Raw genomic sequence first — 22408 nt, 5'->3', positions numbered from 1 at the left:
AGTTAATAACTTTACGTTTTTATTTCGACAAAGTTGAACTTTGAATTTTATTTTATTTTCAATATTTATAAAATAAAGAATTAATAATTTAGCATCACAATAGTTCATTATAATTCTTACTGGTAACAGAATTTTAGTTTGAATTTTCACTTAAATTAAGCGTTACAGATTCACACTTTTATTAATCGGTAGCTAATATTCATATTTTAATAATAAAATAATGTTATTTTTAAGCGATGGTCAATTTTATAAATGATTTTTTAAAATATTAGAATTACACTTTTTAGTAATTCAATTAACCTAATTTTTAATAATACGAAATGGAAAACGCGACAAACCCTGATACGTTTGAGAAGAAAAAGAAAACAGGCAATCAAGGTATTTGGTGGCACCAAGAGAACTTGGGGCCCTTAAAACACTTTCCTTATATTAGACAATTTGGGAGTATGAAATTCTCTAAAGTTAGAATGGACGAGACCATGCTTCCTCATTTAAATGACGGTATTGAAATACATTTTGTAAATAGTGGTAAATACAAATGGGCTGTAGATGGTAATGAAATAGAACTTTTGCCAGATAATTTATCGGTAACTGCTCCTTGGCAACTAAACGGAAGTCCAACCGGTAAAATGGATATAGGTCAAATAAACTGGATTGTTATTAGACCTGACAAATATGATTTTGACACGCCACTAAAACTAGGGTCTTGGACTAAATTATCTAAAAAATTCCAGAAAAAATTGGGAACGATGATAACCAAAGAGAATGCCATCGTTATTGAAAAAGCCAAAACTTTCAAAAAATACTTTATTGAACTACAAAAAGAACTCTCTAATCAAGAAAAAGGATTTGAAATCATGGTTGGTAACATTATTGAAAATCTATTTATTGATCTACATAGACACCTTTCTCTTAGAGAACAAAAAATTCAAGAAGAAGACAATTTCATTATTAAATTAACCCAAATTGTTACTAAAGATTTAAACAAAAAATGGATTATTGATGATTTAGCATACATGTTTGGTATGGGTAAAACCAAATTCACTTACGAAGTAAAAAAACACACCGGTTATCCTCCAAATAGTTTTATTATAAATCTAAAAATTGAAAAGGCTATTGATTTAATTAAAAATGATAAAAACATGAATATGTCTGACATTGCATTTGCTTGTGGTTTTTCATCTTTACAACATTTTACTTCTACTTTTTCACAACGCATTGGTATTAGCCCTGGTAAATACAAAAAATAAGTTATTTATATGTTTTTTTGTTAAAATCTTCGTTTTTTTTCGTTTTTTTGCCACATAGCACTATTACCAAATAAACGGTGCGAAAAAATTGTAGAACTTCTTCAAGAAGACGGTTATACGAAAATTGCTGATTTAGCAAAGTTACCGAAGCAATTATATAACTCCTAAAAGGCTCTTTTAATGTAAAATGTATCATGTCAAAATCTGATATATTATTCATTGAACAAGAAGCCAGTGGTATTAAGATTTTTTAAAAATTAATATCCTAAGCACTAAGAGGATAGAAATTTATAAATAAAATTATATATTTATATATTATGAAGTCGAATGATTTAAAAATCCTAAGAGAACTCAAGCAAGGAAGCCCTGATGCTTTTAAGGAATTATTCGATTTATATTACATACCACTAAGCACTTATGCCCTAAAGTATTGTGATTCTTTTTCTATCGCTGAAGATATTGTTCAAGATTTATTTATAAAACTTTGGGATGAAAAACTCTACTTGAATTTTGATGAAATCATAGGCCCCTATCTTTTTAAAGCAGTTAAAAACAACACGCTCCAAGCAATAAAACAAAAGTCGAGATATCATTTTGTAGAAATAGAAGAATTAGTTAATAAATTAATAATTGATGAAAATATCGATATTAAATTTATTGAAGAAGACAAGAAAAAATTATATACTGAAATCGAGGCTTTACCTACAAAATGCAAAGAAGTTTTTAAGGCTATTGTATTAGATAATCTAAAATATAAAGAGGTTGCATTACAACATGGTATTTCTATAAATACTGTTAAAACACATTATTCAAGAGCCCTGAAACAGCTTCGAAATGTTTTAGGAATAATTATATTACTACTTATAGTTTAAAAAAGTTTCTTTTTTTTGTCACCCATTTTTGTTTTTTTGTTATTATAGTTAATATAGAACATATTAATGTTAAAATAACATATTCTTAAAATCAATAATGAACAATATTAATTCCCATGTTTCAAATCTTATTTCAAATTATATTTCTAAAGATATAAGTGAAAAAGAATTCCATGAATTAAAGTCATGGTTGCACGAAGATTCAAAAAATGAACAATTTTTTATTGATCATTTACAAATTTACAAGAAAGTAAGAAGAATACAATTTGCTAAAATTCTGGATGAAGACGCCGCATGGAATAATATAGTTTCAAAACTTAAGCACTCACTAGAAGAAGATGTAACAACTAAAAAGTCAACTTCAAAATCTAAATACATAAAATTAATCCCTGTAATTTCAAAATATGCTGCCATAGCAATTATATTTTTAACTATTAGCTATTTCTACCAAAATGATTATTTTGGTAGTGACGAAAAAGCTGTTATTCCTTCAGATCAAATCACACTTCAGTTTGAAAATGGTACTGTTCAAATTATTAATGAAGATGGTTCTACACAATTAGTCGATACCAAAGGTACTATAGTTGGAACTCAAAAGGGAAACCAACTTGTATACAACAATAACATTGAAAAAGAAACCTTAGTTTATAATACTCTAACCGTGCCATATGGAAAACGATTTGAAATTCAATTGTCAGACGGCACTAATGTACACTTAAACGCAGGTACTTCTTTAAAATATCCCGTTAAGTTTATTAAAGGAGAAAAACGTCAAGTATTTTTAAATGGAGAAGCCTTTTTCTCGGTAGCTAAAGACATTAAGCATCCTTTTATAGTAAATGCAGAGAATTTAAATGTTGAAGTTCTTGGAACAGAGTTTAATGTATCTGCATATACTGAAGATACAGATACAGAAGTTGTTCTCGTTGAAGGTTCTGTTGGAATGTATAAAGATTCTCAAACAATAAAAGAAGGGACTATGCTATTACCTGGTACCAAAGGCTCTCTTAATAAAGAAAGCTTAAACATAACAACTAAAAAAGTAAACACTTTAATATATACCTCATGGAGGCAAGGAGGTTTGTTTTTTAGAAATATCCCTTTTAAGAATATAGTTAAAAAAATGGAGCGTCATTTTAATAAGAAAATTATTATTACAAATAAGCTATTAGAAAATGAAACCTTTAATGCCAATTTTAATGACGAACCAATAGAGAACATATTAAGCTATTTCAATGATAGTTTTAATATAAAATATAACATAAAAAACAACATTATTTACATAAACTAACTAATTATAAAAAACTGAATATATGAAATAAAAAAACTACACAATTACTAACAAGAAAAATCACTTTACATTATCTAAATTAGGATAAAAAACCGGAAAATGCGCCAACATTTCCCGGAATTATAAAGTGATAACTAAAATTTAGTCATTCACTAATTAAACACTTTAAAAATATGAAAAAAATTCATAGAAAAGACAAAAAACTGCTTTGTCTAAAATTTGATTTAAAAATGAAATTAACAACTCTTTTTTCAATTATATCATTCTTTAGCATGTTAGCAAACACAGGCTACACACAAACAATCACTTTGAATGTTGAGGATGCGCCTATCTCTAAAATTATAGATAGAATTGAGGCGACAACCGAATATAGATTTGTTTACAACACAAAATTTGTGGATTTAAAACGCAAAGTTTCAATTAAAGCTGAAGACGTTAATATTGAAAATGTTTTAAATGATTTGTTTAAAAAAACAAGTACCTCTTATAAAATAATAAATACTCAAATTGTTTTAAAAGACAAAAAAGAAATAAACACACAATCAATTTCTGAAGTAAGTGCATTAAATATCCAACAATATAGCATAAAGGGCTATATTACAGATATTAATGGACAACCTCTAGCAGGTGCCAATATTATAGAAAAAGGCACTATTAATGGTGCACAATCTGATTTTGATGGTAATTACTCATTAAAAGTATCAAATCCTAATACCACAATTGTTGTTTCTTATGTCGGGTTTATTACCAAAGAAGTAGCGATTAACAACCAAACAGATGTAAATGTCTCTTTATTAGAAAGCGCAGGTGTGCTAGACGAAGTGGTTGTAATTGGTTATGGTACTGTAAAGAAACGTGATTTAACTGGAGCCGTTTCTTCTGTAAGAAGTAAAGAAATAGGCATGTCTCCTGTAGTTAGTCCTATAGAAGCTATTCAAGGTCGAGTGGCAGGGTTAGATATTACTCGTAATGATGGACGTGCTGGTTCAGGATTCAGTATATTACTTCGTGGTAATCGGTCGTTACAAACTGATAGTGAACCTGTTTATATCATTGATGGAATCCAAGGAAATATTAATAATTTAAACCCCAATGACATTGCTTCTATAGATGTTTTAAAAGATGCTTCATCCACTGCTATCTATGGTATCTCGGGTGCTAATGGTGTTATTATCATTACAACTAAAAAAGGAGAAAAGGGAAAAATTCAAGTAGATTTTAATTCTTATATAAGTATCAATAGCAATCCCTCTTATCCGAGTCCTTTACAAGGAGATGCTTGGCTAGATTATCTAAGAGAAGGGTATATTGCGTCTGGATTGCCTACACCTGACGACAGGGATGCCGTACTTACCGGATGGGGGTTAAATCCTTCTGAACTTAACCCATATATTGATAGTTCAAAATATGTTGATTGGGCAGATCAAACCTTTAGAACAGGTATTCAAATAAACAATACACTCTCTATACGCGGAGGTAATGAAAAAATACAGGGTAGCTTTTCTATGGGTCATAACAAAACTGAAGGCATTTACCCAGGAGACGATATTAACGTTTATACCATGCGTAGTGATGTGAATATTCAAGCTGCAAAATGGGTCAAATTTGGAATTACAACAGGGTTAATATACAAAGATAGAAACCAAAATAGAAGTCGTGTAAACAAAGCTTTTGGATTAGTGCCTCTTGGTGATGTTTACAATGCAGATGGACAAATTAATCTATATCCTACAGGAAACGGACAGGATATTGGCGAGCCAAGTGTACTTGCTAATAATATCCCAGGTACTTATTTAAATAGTGACAAGTCAACAATCATTACAGCAAATCCATATATTGATTTCACTTTGGCTAAAGGCTTAACACTTAAATCTATTTTAGGGGTAACGCTATCAAACAGCCGTTTTGGAGAATATGAAAGTAATCATACCTATTATAAACTCACAGGGAGTTCTGCTGAAGAAAGAACAGCTCGGTATAATACTGGTTTAGGATATGGATATAACTGGGAAAACATTTTAAATTATGAAACAGCTATTGGAGATAATCATAACTTTGGAGCTACCTTTATTACTTCGTATGCATACAATCAAAGTGAAAAATCGGAATCCTCAGGTGCGGGCTTTACTTCAGACAAAAGTTTATGGTATAATTTAAAAGCTGCTCCAGCACATTTTCTTAACACGTTTTATGAAATGGGTAAACGTTCTTCTTATGCTGGAAGGTTAAATTATAATTATAAAGGCAAATATTTTATAACCGGTTCAGTAAGAGCTGATGGGGTAACCGAACTAACAAAGGGTAATGAATGGGATGTATTTCCTGCTGGAGCTATCGCTTGGAGAATTTCTGATGAAGATTTTATGAGTGAAGCTAATTGGCTAAGTGATTTAAAGCTGCGGATTGGTTATGGTGTTTCTGGAAGCAGAAATATAGATCCTTATACATCACTTTCCGGCGTTACTGATACTGCACCAGATTTATTAGATCTTGGAGGAGGACAGGTACAAACATTTATACCTACAGAATTTGTTGGCAACGACAATCTTGGGTGGGAAAAATCATACAACATGAATATAGGTATTGATTTTGGTTTGCTACGCAATAGAATTTATGGTGCAATAGAATATTATGATACAGATTCAAAAGATTTGATTTGGGATAGACCTCTTCCTTCAACCGTTGGTGGCGTAGGTCCAAAGACAACATTTAGTCAGAATGCCAATCTTGCTGCAATGAATAATAAAGGAATTGAATTAACATTAAATAGTACAAATATTCGAACAAAAGATTTTCAATGGTCTACAACCTTAACTTTTGCTAAAAACACAGAAAAAGTAACTCAAGTTGATTTAGGAAACGTAGAGGTTGAAGATTTAGTTGCACTTAATTTATTCATAGGGCACCAAAGGGGGGTATTCTATGATTATAAAAAAATGGGGATCTGGCAATTAGGAGAGGAAGCTGATGCTGCCGTATTTGGTTTAGAACCTGGTGATGTGAAGATTGAGTCGACTTTAACAAGACAATCTGAAGGCGTATGGACTAGAACTGTAACCGATAGTGAAGGTGTTACTACAGAAGAAACATATACTGCCTCTGACCGTTATGCAATAAGCGATCAAGACAAACAAATTATTGGTCATAAAGCCCCTGATTGGACTGCCGGTTTGCAAAATACTTTTGTATACAAAGCATTTGATTTAAGTATTTTTGCAACAGCTCGTTATGGCCAAATGATTGATGGTGAATTACTAGGATATATGAAATATGGAAGTCGTAATATCCCTGACATATACAATTATTGGACACCAACAAACCCAACAAACGATTTTCCAAGACCTTATATTAGTAGAAGTACAAGTGATTCTGAACCTGTTCAAGGTCTTAGTATTGTAGATGGTTCTTATTTTAAAATTAAGAATATTACACTTGGTTATACACTTCCTGAACATTTAACAAGTAAAATTGGATTAACCAATTTAAGAGTTTACGGTACCGTTTATAATTCATTAATTATTGCTAAAAGCCACTTATTAGATGGGTTAGATCCTGAATCAGGAGCTTCTGATTCGTTTCCTTTATACAAACAAATGGTTTTTGGTCTAAATGTATCATTTTAAAAAAATTGAGAAAGATGAAAAATATATTGAATTTAAAAAGAACATTATCAGTACTATTTATAGTATTGTTAACAGCTTCATGTGATTTAGATGAAGTGAATCGAGACATTCAAGATACTGATTTGGTTTACACCTCAGTCGTAGGGTATGAAGGCGTAATTAACTATGCTTACAATAGTTTGTACTACTTCTATGGTAAAATAGATGGTATTGGGCCCCTTGAAATGGGCACAGATTTATGGTGGGCTGAGTCTAAATACACAGAACATGCACAGTATAATAGTGGTTTAAATACCAATCATGGTTTTAACAAAAATTTTTGGCAAGGTTTTTATGCGTCTATTAACTACGCCAACTTAGCTATTTATTATGCCGATCAGGTTACTGATTATACAGAAGAAAAAAGAAATGAGAAAGTAGCAGAAGCTCATTTTATTAGAGGCTGGTCGTATTTACAAATTGTTGAACAATATGGCGGTGTGGTACTTCGTACTTTACCTTCATCAATTGATCCAGAATTGGAAAACTTCCCTGTTCGTAGTACCGAACTTCAATTTTACGAATTAATACTTAGTGATTTAGAATTTGCCGCAGAACACCTTCCTATTTCTCAGGGTGCTGAAAAAGGTCGTGCTTCAAAAAAAGCCGCACTTGGTATGCTTGCAAAAGCTTATCTTCAAAGAACCCGTTTAGGTGACGAAACTGTTTATGCTGCAAAAGCATTAGCTGTTGCAAAAGATCTGATTGATAATCAAGTGGCCTATGGTTGCGGTCTTTGGGAAAGCACTGCTACAGAATCGGGATATGCACAATTGTGGGATGGTCCAAATAATAAAGGTAATAAAGAGTTTTTGTTTTTAGAGTCTATTGATCCCAATGATGAGACGAGAGCGAATGCGGATGGAACTAACCGAGGACGTACACGTCAATACTACCTAATGGACTTGAGGTATATTGGAGAAGAATGGGGTACAACACAAAAAAATTGCTCATGGTATGGAAGAGCGAACGATAGAGGTTATAAACCAACGAAATATTTATTAACAGAGATTTTTACTCCCGAAAAAGACCCAGCAGATACACGTTTTGAAAACACGTTCTTTACAGAATATTACAACTCTAGGTGGTCTGATTTTGAAATTAGTAGCGACGTATTGAATAAATATGGTAAAGACCCTGCATTAGCTGGTCATATTATAAAAAACACAGCAGCCACTTATTACAATGGCGAAGTATATTATGACGGAAGAACTGTTTATCAACCAACAGTAAATGCTTCAGGTAATGTTAATATGGTAGATGACGACTCTGATGGATACCTTGATGGACTTTCTATGTTTACACCAAATTACCCAATGACAGCTAGTGAAAAATATTCATCACCATTCCTTCTCGTTACTCCAGATGAAATGTTTGATGCTAGTGGTAAATGGGTAACTGATGCGTCTTCCTCTTTAGGTGCTTATTATAAAAATTGTTATCCTTCTTTTAATAAATTATCATCTATTCACTGGATTTATAACAATCAAAGATGGCTTGGAGATATTCCAATTCTTCGTTTAGGTGATGTTTATCTATTAGCAGCCGAAGCTGCACTTAGAGTGAATAATGATCAGGCAACAGCTGCTGGTTATGTTAATACCATAAGAAAACGTGCAGCTATAACGAGTCGCCAAAACGACATGGTAGTTCCTGATAATGAGGTTACACTCGATTTTATTTTAGCCGAACGCGCACGGGAGTTGGCAGGAGAACAAGTGCGTTGGGAAGACTTAAAACGATTTGGTAAACTCAATAATACTTATCTTAATACAACAAACCCAGATATCATAAATTTTGTTGATGATAAGCATATTTTAAGACCAATTCCTCAAGCATTCCTTGACGCTATAGGTAATGCAGATGAATTTGGTACAAATGGATATTAAAGTTTTGTTTAGTTTGTTTAGTTAATTAGATCGAAAAGCAGATGTAATTCCTTCTAATGCAAAATCGGGAATACTACAATTTAATTTGAAGTATTCCCTTTTTTTTTGCTAAATTACTAGTCTAATTTACAAACTTCAAATCACAAAAATGCATAAACATCTATTTTTTGGCATACTATTACTTATCACCCAAAATGTTATTTCTCAAATAAAAGAACCTATTTACGACGTTCGCGATTTTGGCGCTAAAGGAGACGGAGTAACCAACGACCAAAAAGCAATTCAAGAAGCTATAGACGCCTGTACAAAAAATGGTGGTACCGTATTATTTAAAAACGGAGTTTTTTTAACAGGGCAAATCAAACTTGTTAGCAACATGGTCCTAAATATTGATTCTACAGCAACTATTTTAGGTATTAAATCTGATGATGAAGCTCATTATCCACATCATCTTATAGAAACAGAATATCCAAACCGTATGTTACAAGATTGCCAAAGAAGGCTAATCTATGGTAATAAGGTTGAAAATGTGATAATAACCGGAGGTGGAACCCTTAACGGCCAAGGTGATTATGAACCCTGGATGCATGTTAAAGAATTGGGTACTGAAAAAGACAGACCTTCCATTCTCGCTTTTGTGGGAGCAAAAAATATAACTGTTTCAAATATTGAACTCATTAAACCTGCTTGTTGGACTCAAGTTTATATAGAATCTAAAAATATTACTATTAAAAATATCAAAGTAAATACAGGGAATTTAACTCCAAATAGAGATGGTATTGATATAGTAGACTGTCATGATGTTTTAATTGAAGATTGTTTTATAGAGTCTGAAGACGATGGTATTTGTTTTAAAAGTGGTAGCGAATTTGGTTGTAAAAACATTGTGGTACGAAGATGCACCATAGATAAACTAAATGTGAATGCGGGCAATTGTTTTAAATTAGGAACCGATGGATTAGGTAGTTTTTTGAATTTTGAAATTTCAGATTTAACTCTTAAAAATGCATATCAAAATTCCGCTATAGTCATCGAATCTATGGATGGTGCTGTAATCGATAACATTAATATTAAGAACACTAACATTACTAATTGCGGACATGCTATTTTTATTCTTTTAGCTGACAGAAAAAGAACAGTACCCGACAGAAATCCTCGAATAGGAACTATTTCAAACATTAACTTTAAAAACATTAAAGGAGATAATTTCACACAGCAATATCCCTCAATCATTACAGGAATACCTGGTCATAACATTCAAAATATAACTTTTGAAAATATAGATTTCAACCTAAAAGGCGGCATAAAAACAACCAATCAAACCGTTATGGAATATGATGGTAAATATCCTGAAGGAAGCAAATTTGGAAACACAAATGCGTATGCTTTTTTTATCAGACATACCGATGAAGTTTCTTTTATAAATTGTAAAACTACCACAGAATCAAAAGATGCTCGTCCGTGGTTAATACAAAATAACGTTAAAAACGTTACTATTAAAAACACCAACTAAACCACCTAACATTAAACTCAATAACATGAAAAATTCAAGACGTAATTTTCTAGCATCCCTTAGTATGTTAGCGGCATATAGCGCTTTTCCAGTGAGTTCATTTCATTTTGGAATATCTAAAAAACTTAAAATAGTTTTAGTTGGAACAGGTATTCGAGGTACTAGTTTTTGGGGAAAACGATTGGTTGATGAGTATTCAGATATTTTAGAGTTTGTAGGGCTTTGTGATATAAATCCTGGACGTTTAGAATTTGCAAAAAAATTTATTGGTACTAATTGTCCAACTTTTGTTGATTTTGATGCCATGCTAAAAAAAACAAAACCCGATTTAATAATAGTAACTACTGTAGATGCTAACCACCACGAATTCATTATTAAAGGACTGGAATCTGGCTTTGACGTACTTACCGAAAAACCATTAACAACTGATGAGACTAAAGCACAGGCTATATTAAATGCTGAAAAAAAATCGGGTAAAAACCTCATCGTTGGTTTTAATTATAGATGGAGTCCCTACAGTACAAAAATTAAAGAATTATTAGCTAACAATACTATTGGAAAAATTACTTCAGTCGATTTTCATTGGTATTTAAATACCTATCATGGAGCTTCTTATTTTAGAAGGTGGCATGGTGAAAAAGAACACAGCAACTCCCTTTGGGTACACAAAGCAACCCATCATTTTGATCTTTTAAATTGGTGGATTAATTCAGACCCCGAAGAGGTTTATGCATATGGAAGTTTAGACCATTATGGTGCCAACGGCCCTTTTAGAGGCACTAATTGTAGAACTTGCGACCATAAAACCAACTGCGATTATTTTTGGGATATTACAAAAGACAAACGTATGATGGATTTATACGTTGCTAACGAAAAGCATGATGGTTATATAAGAGACAATTGCTTGTTTAGAGAAAACATAGATATTTACGATAAAATGTCGGCTCAAATTCAATACGCTAATAATGTTACAGTAAACTATTCCTTAACTACTTACTCACCATTTGAGGGCTGGAGATTAGCTTTTAATGGTACCGAAGGCCGAATTGAGGCATCATTAGATATACCATACAACAACAAAACAGAAATTAGTCAAGCAGAAATGCATGCTAAAGAAATGGAACAAAATGCTTTGGAAGAAGCCAACACCGAATCAATAATTGTTCACAAATTATGGAAAAATTTTGACACCGTTTTAGTACCAACTGAAAAAGGCGGTCATGGTGGTGGCGACAAGCGTTTACACGATAAAATATTTAAAACACCAAACGAAAAAGACCCGTATGAAAGAGCTGCTGGCAGTAGAGACGGCGTTATGTCCGCCATAATAGGCATTGCTGCTAGAAAAAGTATAGAGTCTAACACACCAATTAAAATTGCAAGTTTAACAGATATTAAACCTTCTGCTAATCGAACGTAAAATTATTTGTATTTTTAACAAAACTTGAAAATCAATTTTATGCAACCAATTAACACGGCTTTGTGCTCGTATGGTATGAGCGGTCATGTATTTCATGCGCCTTTTATTTCTGTAAACCCTCAATTTAATTTATACGGTGTTTTTGAAAGAACAAAAAACGAAGCACAGCAACACTATCCTTCAATTAAAACATTTCGTTCTTTAGATGATATGTTAGCCGATGATAATATTGAACTAGTTGTGGTTAACACTCCCAATATTACTCACTTCGATTTTTCAAAAAAAGCCATCAATGCCGGTAAACATTTGGTGATAGAAAAACCTTTTACAGTAACAGTTGCCGAAGCCGAAGCCTTAATTCAATTAGCAAAAGAAAAAAATGTTTTGATATCGGTTTATCATAATAGACGTTACGATAGCGATTTCAAAACGGTACAGAAAGTTTTAAATGAAGGTTTATTAGGTGATATTGTAGAAGCAGAATTTCATTATGATCGTTTCGATCCTGCTTTAAGCTATAAAACGCACAAAGAAACACCAACTGAAGGCGTAGGAAGCTTATATGATTTAGGTTCGCATTTAATAGACCAAGCATTGCAATTATTTGGCATCCCAAAATCTATTAATGCAGATTTAGATTCCTTTAGACCCAATTCAAAAGTGGGCGATTATTTCGATGTGAAATTATTCTACCCTTCACACCGCGTCATCCTTAAATCAAGCTACTATGTTCGTGAACCTTTACCAGGAAACATTCTACATGGCACTAAAGGATCGTTTATAAAAACAAAAGCTGATGTTCAAGAAAAAGAACTTCAAGCAGACAAAAAGCCAAATACAGTAAATTGGGGAATTGAACCCGATTCAGAAAAAGGGCTACTACACACCGAAAAGGATGGAAAAATAATAAAAGAACACATTCCAACTTTACAAGGAAATTATATGGAATATTACAATGGTATTTATGAAGCCATTAGAAATAATAAATCCGTACCAGTTTCTGCCGAAGATGGCACCCTTGTTATTAAAATTATTGAAGCCGCTGTAAAAAGTAATAAAGAAAAAAGAATCATAGAATTATAAAAAAGCAGAAATCACCTTCTTTATTACAAATACATGATTATATCTTGTAAAATAACAATTATGGTAAGACGCTATAATTGAATTATATTCATTCCACATTTTAAAATCGTTTAATTTTATTATTTTGTAGCATCGAAATCAAAAAATTATATTGGAAAATAATGAAACAAATCATTCTAAACATTTTCTTTCTCTCTTAAAAAAGGGTGATACAAATACATTTAAAATTATTTTCGATACCTATTACAAAAGGCTCTATGCATTTTCATTACAATACACTGAAGATAGCTTTGCAGCCGAAGAAATTGTTGAAGAAACGCTACTTAAACTTTGGCAAAAACGACATAAATTAGAAAAAATAGAAAATTTGAAATCCTATTTGTATTCTATGGTCAGAAATGCATCCATTGATCATCTGAAAAAGGAAAAAAAATTTGTGCGTTTAGATACTAAAAAACATGATGCCATATCTTTAAAAGAACAATTTATAATAGAAGAAGAAACACATGCCATTTTATTTCAAGCTTTAGAAACTTTACCAACAAAATGCAGAAAAGTATTTGAATTATCATGTCTAGACGGTATAAAATATAAAGACATTGCGGAAGATCTTCAGATTAGTATAAACACCGTAAAGTCTCAACGTGCTCGAGCGATTGGATTACTTAAATTGTATTTAAAAAACCATCATTTTATTCAAATATTATTAGCTTCTTTATAATATTTTTCACTTTCCTTATTTTTTTTTTCCACCCTAAACACATTTTTTACAGTCTAATAGATATATTATCATATTACAAAAATAAAGACTGTAATTTAATCATATTCTCAAACAAATAGATTCTATTTTATTATAAAAAAAATAATGCACCATAAACTTACAGAATATCAGATATCACAATTGATTTATAAATCGATCGTGAAAACAATTACCTCAGAAGAAAAAACAATTCTAGATAACTGGTTAAGTTTTGAAAACAATCTATCACTTTATAACAAAATTATAGATAAAAATAACATTCAAAATAAACTCTCTATTTACAAACAAATTGAAACCGAAAGAATATACAGAAACCTTGAATACAAAATAAACAACAAACAGAAAGTAAGAAAGTTAAAGTTACTTAATGTTTTAAAATATGCGTCTGTTGCCATTATATTTTTAGGAATGGGTTATTTATATCAATCAAGATATTTTAGTAACAAAACAGTTTTAACACCTTCAAACGAGAATATCACGCTTCAATTAGAAAATGGTTCCATAAAAATTATTAAAGAAGATGGGGCCTCAGAAATTATTGACTCAAAAGGAAATATTATAGGTACACAAAACGGCACACAAATAATATACAGTGATAAGCTTAAAAAAGAAATTTTAGTATATAACACATTAACTGTTCCTTATGGAAAACGATTTGAAATTTTATTATCAGACGGCACCCATGTTCATTTAAATGCAGGTACATCTTTAAAATACCCTGTTAAATTTATTGAAGGACAAAACCGTCAAGTATATTTAAAAGGCGAAGCTTTTTTTAGTGTAGCTAAAGATAAAGAACACTCTTTTATTGTTAATTCTGGAACTTTAAATATTCAAGTTCTTGGAACACAATTTAATGTTTCAAGTTATCCTGAAGATAGTGAGACAGATGTTGTTCTTGTTGAAGGTTCTGTAAATCTATATTCTAAAATTAACACAAATAACAACGTGGTTTTAAAACCGGGCTTTAAAGGTAGTTACAGTAAACAAGATATTAGCATATCTACAAATCCAGTAATAACAAGTATTTATACGTCTTGGATAGATGGAGGATTGGTTTTTAGAAATATGACTTTTAATAATATTCTAAAAAAAATGGAAAGACATTACAATGTTGATATTGTTGCTAATAATATTGAATTAGCCAATGAAAAATTCAATGCAAGTTTCAGAAATGAGCCTATTGAAAAAATACTTGAATATTTTAAAATTACTTATAACATTAATTATACAATAAACGATAACAAAATATTAATCAACTAACTACACTTAAATTTATTTGCCTATGATAAAAATCCAATAAATGAAAAATTAAACTAAAAACACATTTATTGCTCATTTTAACTTATTAAAATAAAGCAAAAAAAAACCGGAAAATGGTGACACATTTCCCGATTCATTAAAAATGTGATTAAGCTAAACGAATAACCACAATTAACACTTCAAAAGTATGAAAAAACTTCTTAACAAAGAAAGAAGCCATCACCTACGATTACTAAAATTTGACTTAAAGATGAAATTAAGCGCACTATTTATATTTGTTGTTTTCTTTACTCTTCAAGCTAACAATTCGTATTCTCAAAAAACAAAGGTTTCTTTAAACTTAAACAACGCTTCTATAAGTCAAATTATAGACGAAATTGAAAGCAATACCGAATTTCGATTTGTTTATAAAATTAAAGATGTAAATCTTGAACGTAATATATCTATAAATGTAAGTAAGGAATCTATCACCAATGTACTAAATAAAGTGTTTTCACAAACCAACACTTCGTTCTCTATTGTTAATAGACAAATATTTCTAATTAAAAAAGAAGAACCTCCTATCACAAACCAAGTTTTAGAAAAATCAAATTTAAAAAACAAACCTTTACAATCTTGGAAAATCACGGGAACCGTTTTAGATGATTATGGGCAACCATTACCTGGTGCAAACGTTTTAGAAAAAGGCAGCACTAATGGAACTCAAACAGATTTTGATGGAACGTTTTATATAAATGTGCCAAATCAAAATGCTACTCTAGTAATTTCTTATATTGGTTTTATATCTCAAGAAATTCCTGTTAATGGACAAACAAATTTAAGCATTACATTACAAGAAGATGTTGCTTCTTTAGAAGAGGTAATACTTGTTGGTTATGGTACACAAAAGAGAGCCCTAATAACAGGTGCGAGTGTTCAGATTAGTGGGGATAATCTTACAAAAACAAATACCACAAATGCACTTCAAGGATTACAAGGTCAGACGGCTGGTGTTCAAATTACGTCTACATCAGGACAACCTGGCGAAAGTTTAAAAGTAACCATTAGGGGTATCGGTTCTACATCAGGGAGTAATCCTATTTATGTTGTAGATGGTATCATAACAGATGATATTTCATATTTAAATAATTCGGATATTGAATCTATTTCTGTTTTAAAAGATGCTGCTTCTGCTGCTATTTATGGGTCGCAAGCCTCAAATGGTGTGGTTTTAGTATCTACAAAAAAAGGGAAAAGAGGGACTTCTGCTAAAATAACATTTAATCAATTTTATGGACTTCAAAACCTTGGGAGAGAAGTAGATTTACTAAATGCTCCAGAATATGCAATAATGATTAATGAGGCTGCAGTTAACTCTGGTAAAACACCTTATTTTTCAAACGCTGAAATTGCTGCTTTAGGAAATGGAACCAATTGGATTGATGAATTGTTTGTAAACAACGCAGCAATGCAGAACTATACTTTTGGAGCTTCTGGAGGATCTGAGAACTCTATTTATTCAACATCAATGTCTTACTTAGGCCAAGAAGGGATTGTAGGTGGTAAAGATTTATCTAATTATGAGCGGTATAATTTTAGAATTAACACAGAGCATAATTTATATGACGAAATTGTTACCATTGGACAAAATTTAAGTTTTGCATACATTAAGCAAAATGGTATTGGCGTCGGAAATCAATATAACAATTCGTTAAGAAGCGCTTTTCAAGCAACACCATTATTATCTGTGTTCGATAATAACGGCGATTATACAAATACAACAAATAATAGCGAGCCTTGGTTTTCTGGTTTATCAAACCCTTATGCCTCTTTGGTGTATAATAATCAAAATGAAAAAGACATTCAAAAATTATTGGGCAATGTTTATTTAAAAATTGAGCCAATTAAAGGGTTGGTCTTTAAAACAACATTTGGAATTGATTATTATTCTGAGAGCGGACATTCTTACAGGCCAGAGTATGAGTTATCTATATTTGATTTTAGATCGTTTGATGAAGTTTCTCAAAACATGAGTAAAAAGAAATCGCTTACATGGGACAATTTATTAAGTTACGAGTTTGATATTCAAGAAAAACATAGTATTAAAGCGATGGTTGGCACCTCGTCAATTAACTTTGATAATACATGGTTAAATGCGAGTAACGCCGATGTTGTTTTTAACGATTTAAAACATGGATATATTGATAGTGCTACAAATAGCGAAGGGTCTAAAATTGGTCTTGGCGGTGGTAAAACGGTGAATAAAAGATTTTCTTACTTTGGAAGATTAACTTATAATTTTGATGAAACTTATTTATTAAATGCAACCCTTAGAGCAGATGCGTCCTCTAATTTTCACCCAGATAATCAATGGGGGTATTTCCCATCGGTATCTGCAGGTTGGGTCGTTACTAATGAATCGTTTTTTAATGATTCTGAAGCCATTAGTTTTTTTAAGCTAAGAGCAAGTTGGGGACAAGTAGGAAACCAAAACGTGGATGAGTTTCAATATATAGCACCTATTAGAACAGAGCATACTAATTATACTTTCGGAGATGCAGAAGGAGCGCTTACACCAGGGGCTTTCCAGACAAGATTTGCAAATCCAGATATTCGATGGGAAACTTCAGAACAAACAAATATTGGTTTTGATGCTCGCCTATTTAATAATGCCTTAGCTGTTAATTTTGATTGGTATAAAAAAACAAATAAAGACTGGATCATTATGGCGCCGCAACCGGCTACCGCAGGTGCTGAAGAGGACCCCTTTATAAATGGAGGAAATGTAGAGAATACCGGTATAGAATTAGCCTTACAGTACAATAACAGTGTAGGCGATTTTCGCTACAGTATTGCTGCCAATGGTGCTTACAATAAAAATGAAGTTGGTAAAATTCCTACTGCAGATGGTATTATACATGGAGCGACTAATCAATTATGGGCTAATTCTCCTGAATTTTATCGTGCACAAGAAGGATTGCCAATAGGGTACTTTTTAGGTTTAAAAACGGCTGGTGTTTTTCAAAATGAATCGCAAATTCAAAACTACACATCCAATGGTAATTTAATACAGCCAAATGCACAACCTGGAGATATCATTTACCAAGATATTTCAGGAAATGGCTCCATAGGCGATGAGGATAAAACAAATATTGGCGATCCAAATCCAGATTTTACATTTGGTTTCTCATTATCTGCAAATTATAAGGCGTTTGATTTTAATATTTCTGCAAATGGTGTTGCTGGTAACCAAGTAGTACAATCTTATAGAAATCAATCTGGCTCTTTTGGAAATTATACGAGTGCCATTCTTAACCGTTGGCATGGGGAAGGATCATCTAATACAATTCCAAGAGTTACTGAAGATAATAGAAACTTTGCCCAATTTTCAGACTTGTTTGTTCAAGATGGCGATTTCTTAAGAATCAATACAGTAACGGTAGGGGTTGATTTGGCAAAAATTATACAGAAAAAATCGTTTTTTGCGAGTGAATTTAGGTTTTATATTTCTGTGTTGAATCTACACACATTTACTAAATACAATGGCATGGATCCTGAAATTGGGTTCGGTGACTTTGTCGATGATGATGAAAACCTGAATTTTTCTTCCGGTGTAGATGTAGGATACTATCCTAGACCAAGAACCTTTATGATGGGCCTAAATGTTAAACTTTAAAAAAAAGAAAATGAAAAACACTTATATATATATATTCTTTATAGGTCTGTTGTCCTTAGGTTCTTGCAGTTTGGATACTGAACCTTTAACAGAATTATCAGACAGCAATTTTTTCTCAAACACAGATGATGCTTTCACCGCATTAGTAGGGTGTTACGATGGGTTGCAAGTGGCTACTGGTGGTATAGGAGGATTAAGCTTTCCGGTAACAAGCGAGGTGCTTTCAGACGATTGTTTTGGAGGAACAGGAAACTCAGATGGCTTTAATTTTCAAGCTGTAGATGAATTTGATAAAATGCGTTCTCCTACAGATGTTGATTTATTAAATAATAATTGGGTAGCGTATTACAGAGGCATATTTCGCTGTAATTTATTTTTAACAAAATTTGATCAAATCGATTGGGATGGAGACGATGATTTAAGAAATCAGTATGAATCTGAAACACGGTTTATAAGAGCGTATTTATATTTTGAAATGGTGAGACTGTGGGGAAATATTCCTTTATTAACAGAGCCTTCAGATGAGAATATTCCACAAGCAACGCCAAGTGAGGTCTATACCGTGATAGCTCAAGATTTAGTCTTTGCCGCTACTAATTTGGCTGATGCACCATATACTTCTGTAGACGCTGGACGCATTACAAAATGGGCTGCTAAATCTTTGCTAGGACGTGTATATTTATATTATACAGGCTATTATGGCGCACCAGACTTAGCAGGTATTGTTTCTAAAACAGAAGCATTAGGGCATTTAGAAGACGTTATCAGCTCAAGCGGACATGGTTTAGTTAGTGATTTTGAAAATTTATGGCCAGCGGCTTCAGGTGGTAACTATGCAGGTGAAAGCAATCAAGAAATCGTTTTCTCAATTAAATATACCTATACAAGTGATTTTAATGGTAATACTGATGGTAACCATTGGATGGTGATGTTTGGTATGCGAGAGTTCTCTTCTTTCCCTTATGGAAATGGCTGGGGTGTAACAGTAAATTCAAAACTATGGGAGGCTTATGATACAAACGATACTAGACAAGTAGCAACGGTGATTGGAATTGAAGAAGAAGCAATTGATTTCACAAAAATTGGAAGTCAAAGAGAATATACAGGGTATTACAATAAAAAGTATACGCCAATGGTTGACGAAAATGGAAATAGTACAGTCACAGAATTAGGTATTGAAAGTTTTCAAATCACACAATTTCAAGATTATATTACCATGCGATATTCAGATGTATTGTTAATGGCTGCCGAATTAGGGAGCGCCAATGCGCAAGGCTATTTTGATGAAGTGAGACAACGTGCCTATAAAAACAATTTTGTATCAAAAGTAGTGTCTCAAGAAAATATTATGACAGAAAGACATTTGGAGTTTGCTTTAGAAGGTATAAGATACTGGGATTTATTACGTCAAGGTGTTAGCACTGCAGCGACAGTCATTGCTGAAAATACGACGCTTTTAAGTGGCGGAGTTAGTGAGACAAAAAAAATTGAAGCTAGTAATATTGAATTAACTCAAGGGTTACAGCAAATCCCTAATACACAGATTACATTGTCTGGTGGAACTTTAAATCAAAATAAAGGTTGGGAGTAATTAATTTTTAATTAAAAATATATTTAAAATGAAAAATATAAAAATAATAATCGCTTCTTTTATGCTATTAGGAATGCTATTCCTAATAGCATCTTGTGCGCCAGAAACCCATTCTTTAGATAAAGTACTAGATAAATCTGAAATTGACTTTGAAATCATTCAAGATTTTAGTGCAGACCCTGGAGGAAATACCGTTATTATGACCAATAAAACCAATGGTGTTAAGCTAACTTGGGATTACGTTACAGGACGATCAGATAAAAAAGTAGAGACAGTTAAATATGCCTTTAAAGGCGATTATACTATAAAAATTATTGCCACTACGGCAGGAGGTATTGTGGAATTAGACCCCGTTACCATTACAGTGACGGATGATAATTTAAATTATGTTGACGATCCTTTATGGTCTGCATTAACAGGTGGAGTTGGTCATTCTAAAACATGGGTATTAGATTTAGATGCCGAAGGAGTTTCAAAATATTTTGATGGCCCTATGTACTTTTATGGTACAGACAATGCTTGGTTAGAAGGCGGTGATGAAGGATGTTATGGAGAAGACTGTTGGAATTGGAGTCCAGAATGGGCAGGAAACGAATGGATTGCTACAAAAGGGGATTATGGAACTATGACTTTTAGTTTAGATGGTGGGCCATTTATGACCACAAACCATTTAATGATTCCAAGTTATGGTGAAGAATCTGGAACTTACTTTTTAGATATTGATACAAAAACCTTAACAACAACAGATGCTACTATTTTACACACCAATGAGAATGAAGCCTGTGTAGATAATTGGAGGCGTATGAAAATATTCTCTCTAACAGAAAACACCTTACAAGTTGGTGTTTTAAGAAAAGATAGTTGCGATGGCCCAGCTACACTTGTATTTAACTTTATTACAAAAGAATACAGTGATAATTGGGTGCCAGAAGATTTACCAGATCCAAACCCTCCAATTGATTTGAATGGAGGCACCGTTGACGATTTATTGTCGGTAACCTCTACAACATCGAAAACGTGGTCTTTAAGCCCAGATAATCCTTTTAACTGGACAGACTTAAATGGTGTGTTTTTAAATGATTGGAATACTGTTGATGACTATCCAGGTTGGACAGGTTATACTGCTGCCGATCAAGCAACAGTTATTAATAATAAAATAACATTTGCTGACGATGGTACTGTAAGTACTATAAATAGTGAAGGTGTTGAAAATTCAGGAATGTACTCAACCTCTACAGATGGAACAAATGTTATTTCCTTTACAGGCATTACCCCTACTTTTAATATAGGAGGAATAACAGCTACTACAACATCTCAGAATCAATGGAAAATTATAAAAACAGGCTTAACAGGTACAACGGTTACAGATCTTTGGTTTGGTAAACGTGATGAAGTTAAAAGTGAATATACAGTATTCCATTTTGTATTAGATGATCCAAATTCTGATCCAGATGCAGAAGTTAAATCAATACTAACCGGAAATACTTGGAAGCTAGATTCGAATAGAACCTATGATAAAACAATAGGAGGTATTGCTATTCAAGGCCCCACAATATATTCAGATTTCGCAACATGGTCGTGGAATCCTTTACCCGGCGATCAATACGCTGCTGGAGATGTTGGAGTAGATTATGGTGATATGACATTCAATGCAAACGGGACTATGGTTGTAAATCAATTGGCAGATACAGGTTCGATGGTTCAACTTAATGGAAATTGGACGGTAAGTGGCGGTAAATTGTCTATTACAGCTGAAATATTACACCCTTGGTCTGCCACTCACGAGGTTGGTGGCAATCTTGTAGGCGATAGTTATGTTGCCGACTGGACTGTAATAAGAACATACAAAATAGAAAATGGTGCCTTGCTATTACAAGTACAAAGAGACCCAGTAGCATCAGGTGAAGATGGAGCCTGGATAACATGGGTTTTTGTTCCGGAACCTTAAAATTAAAAAACAGTCACTGTGTCTTTCATATTTAGGCACAGTGATTACTACTTTTTTAAGGGTAAGCATTAAAACATTTGAGGCCATTTCTATAACGATAGTTGCATTGACTATTTGTTGTATGTACTAGTAAATCTTTTAATGTATTTTAAAATTTTCAACATAAACAATCTTGTTTTATAAAACCGAATTTCAAAATCACGAACTAAAA

13 protein-coding genes are annotated in these 22408 nt (G+C 32.4%); all 13 read left to right on the top strand.

The window, feature by feature from the left end; genetic code table 11:
• Nucleotides 1-320 precede the first annotated feature (320 nt).
• Nucleotides 321-1250, top strand: a complete 930-nt coding sequence (locus QLS71_RS09400; RefSeq protein WP_308991016.1) for an AraC family transcriptional regulator — start codon at nt 321-323, stop codon at nt 1248-1250.
• Between the two features lie 317 nt (nt 1251-1567).
• On the top strand, nt 1568-2122 hold the full coding sequence (locus QLS71_RS09395; protein ID WP_308991017.1) for an RNA polymerase sigma-70 factor: 555 nt from the start codon (nt 1568-1570) through the stop codon (nt 2120-2122).
• A gap of 97 nt (nt 2123-2219) precedes the next feature.
• A complete protein-coding gene (locus tag QLS71_RS09390; RefSeq protein WP_308991018.1) occupies nt 2220-3413 on the top strand; it encodes a FecR domain-containing protein in 1194 nt (397 codons plus the stop codon).
• A gap of 173 nt (nt 3414-3586) precedes the next feature.
• Nucleotides 3587-7036, top strand: a complete 3450-nt coding sequence (locus QLS71_RS09385) for a TonB-dependent receptor (protein ID WP_348636543.1) — start codon at nt 3587-3589, stop codon at nt 7034-7036.
• Nucleotides 7037-7050: 14 nt separating this feature from the next.
• Nucleotides 7051-8964, top strand: a complete 1914-nt coding sequence (locus tag QLS71_RS09380) for a RagB/SusD family nutrient uptake outer membrane protein (protein WP_308991020.1) — start codon at nt 7051-7053, stop codon at nt 8962-8964.
• Between the two features lie 148 nt (nt 8965-9112).
• Nucleotides 9113-10477 (top strand): glycosyl hydrolase family 28 protein, encoded by a 1365-nt coding sequence (locus QLS71_RS09375; protein ID WP_308991021.1) that lies wholly within the window; start codon nt 9113-9115, stop codon nt 10475-10477.
• 25 nt (nt 10478-10502) lie between these two features.
• Nucleotides 10503-11897, top strand: a complete 1395-nt coding sequence (locus QLS71_RS09370; protein WP_308991022.1) for a Gfo/Idh/MocA family oxidoreductase — start codon at nt 10503-10505, stop codon at nt 11895-11897.
• Between the two features lie 39 nt (nt 11898-11936).
• Nucleotides 11937-12980, top strand: a complete 1044-nt coding sequence (locus tag QLS71_RS09365; RefSeq protein WP_308991023.1) for a Gfo/Idh/MocA family oxidoreductase — start codon at nt 11937-11939, stop codon at nt 12978-12980.
• 151 nt (nt 12981-13131) lie between these two features.
• Nucleotides 13132-13701 (top strand): RNA polymerase sigma-70 factor, encoded by a 570-nt coding sequence (locus QLS71_RS09360; RefSeq protein ID WP_308991024.1) that lies wholly within the window; start codon nt 13132-13134, stop codon nt 13699-13701.
• Nucleotides 13702-13899: 198 nt separating this feature from the next.
• Nucleotides 13900-15003 carry a FecR family protein gene (locus QLS71_RS09355; RefSeq protein ID WP_308991025.1) on the top strand — a complete coding sequence of 368 codons (1104 nt, stop codon included), beginning with the start codon at nt 13900-13902 and terminating at the stop codon, nt 15001-15003.
• 187 nt (nt 15004-15190) lie between these two features.
• Nucleotides 15191-18658, top strand: a complete 3468-nt coding sequence (locus QLS71_RS09350; protein ID WP_308991026.1) for a TonB-dependent receptor — start codon at nt 15191-15193, stop codon at nt 18656-18658.
• A gap of 10 nt (nt 18659-18668) precedes the next feature.
• Nucleotides 18669-20249: a RagB/SusD family nutrient uptake outer membrane protein gene (locus QLS71_RS09345; protein ID WP_308991027.1), complete on the top strand. Its 1581-nt coding sequence runs from the start codon at nt 18669-18671 to the stop codon at nt 20247-20249.
• A gap of 28 nt (nt 20250-20277) precedes the next feature.
• Complete coding sequence (locus tag QLS71_RS09340; RefSeq protein WP_308991028.1) at nt 20278-22197, top strand: hypothetical protein; 1920 nt, start codon at nt 20278-20280, stop codon at nt 22195-22197.
• Nucleotides 22198-22408: the final 211 nt, after the last annotated feature.

It is taken from the genome of Mariniflexile litorale (genome assembly GCF_031128465.2).
Taxonomy (GTDB): Bacteria; Bacteroidota; Bacteroidia; order Flavobacteriales; family Flavobacteriaceae; genus Mariniflexile; species Mariniflexile litorale.
The sequence above is the reverse complement of the archived record's forward strand: the minus strand, read 5'-3'. Positions and strand labels throughout refer to the sequence as shown.

Bases quoted from the DNA above. Each gene is read 5' to 3' on its own strand.
- QLS71_RS09385 (WP_348636543.1), top strand. From the start codon at position 3,587: ATGAAAAAAATTCATAGAAAAGACAAAAAACTGCTTTGTCTAAAATTT.
- QLS71_RS09375 (WP_308991021.1), top strand. From the start codon at position 9,113: ATGCATAAACATCTATTTTTTGGCATACTATTACTTATCACCCAAAAT.
- QLS71_RS09395 (WP_308991017.1), top strand. From the start codon at position 1,568: ATGAAGTCGAATGATTTAAAAATCCTAAGAGAACTCAAGCAAGGAAGC.
- QLS71_RS09365 (WP_308991023.1), top strand. From the start codon at position 11,937: ATGCAACCAATTAACACGGCTTTGTGCTCGTATGGTATGAGCGGTCAT.
- QLS71_RS09380 (WP_308991020.1), top strand. From the start codon at position 7,051: ATGAAAAATATATTGAATTTAAAAAGAACATTATCAGTACTATTTATA.
- QLS71_RS09345 (WP_308991027.1), top strand. From the start codon at position 18,669: ATGAAAAACACTTATATATATATATTCTTTATAGGTCTGTTGTCCTTA.
- QLS71_RS09390 (WP_308991018.1), top strand. From the start codon at position 2,220: ATGAACAATATTAATTCCCATGTTTCAAATCTTATTTCAAATTATATT.
- QLS71_RS09340 (WP_308991028.1), top strand. From the start codon at position 20,278: ATGAAAAATATAAAAATAATAATCGCTTCTTTTATGCTATTAGGAATG.
- QLS71_RS09400 (WP_308991016.1), top strand. From the start codon at position 321: ATGGAAAACGCGACAAACCCTGATACGTTTGAGAAGAAAAAGAAAACA.
- QLS71_RS09370 (WP_308991022.1), top strand. From the start codon at position 10,503: ATGAAAAATTCAAGACGTAATTTTCTAGCATCCCTTAGTATGTTAGCG.
- QLS71_RS09350 (WP_308991026.1), top strand. From the start codon at position 15,191: ATGAAAAAACTTCTTAACAAAGAAAGAAGCCATCACCTACGATTACTA.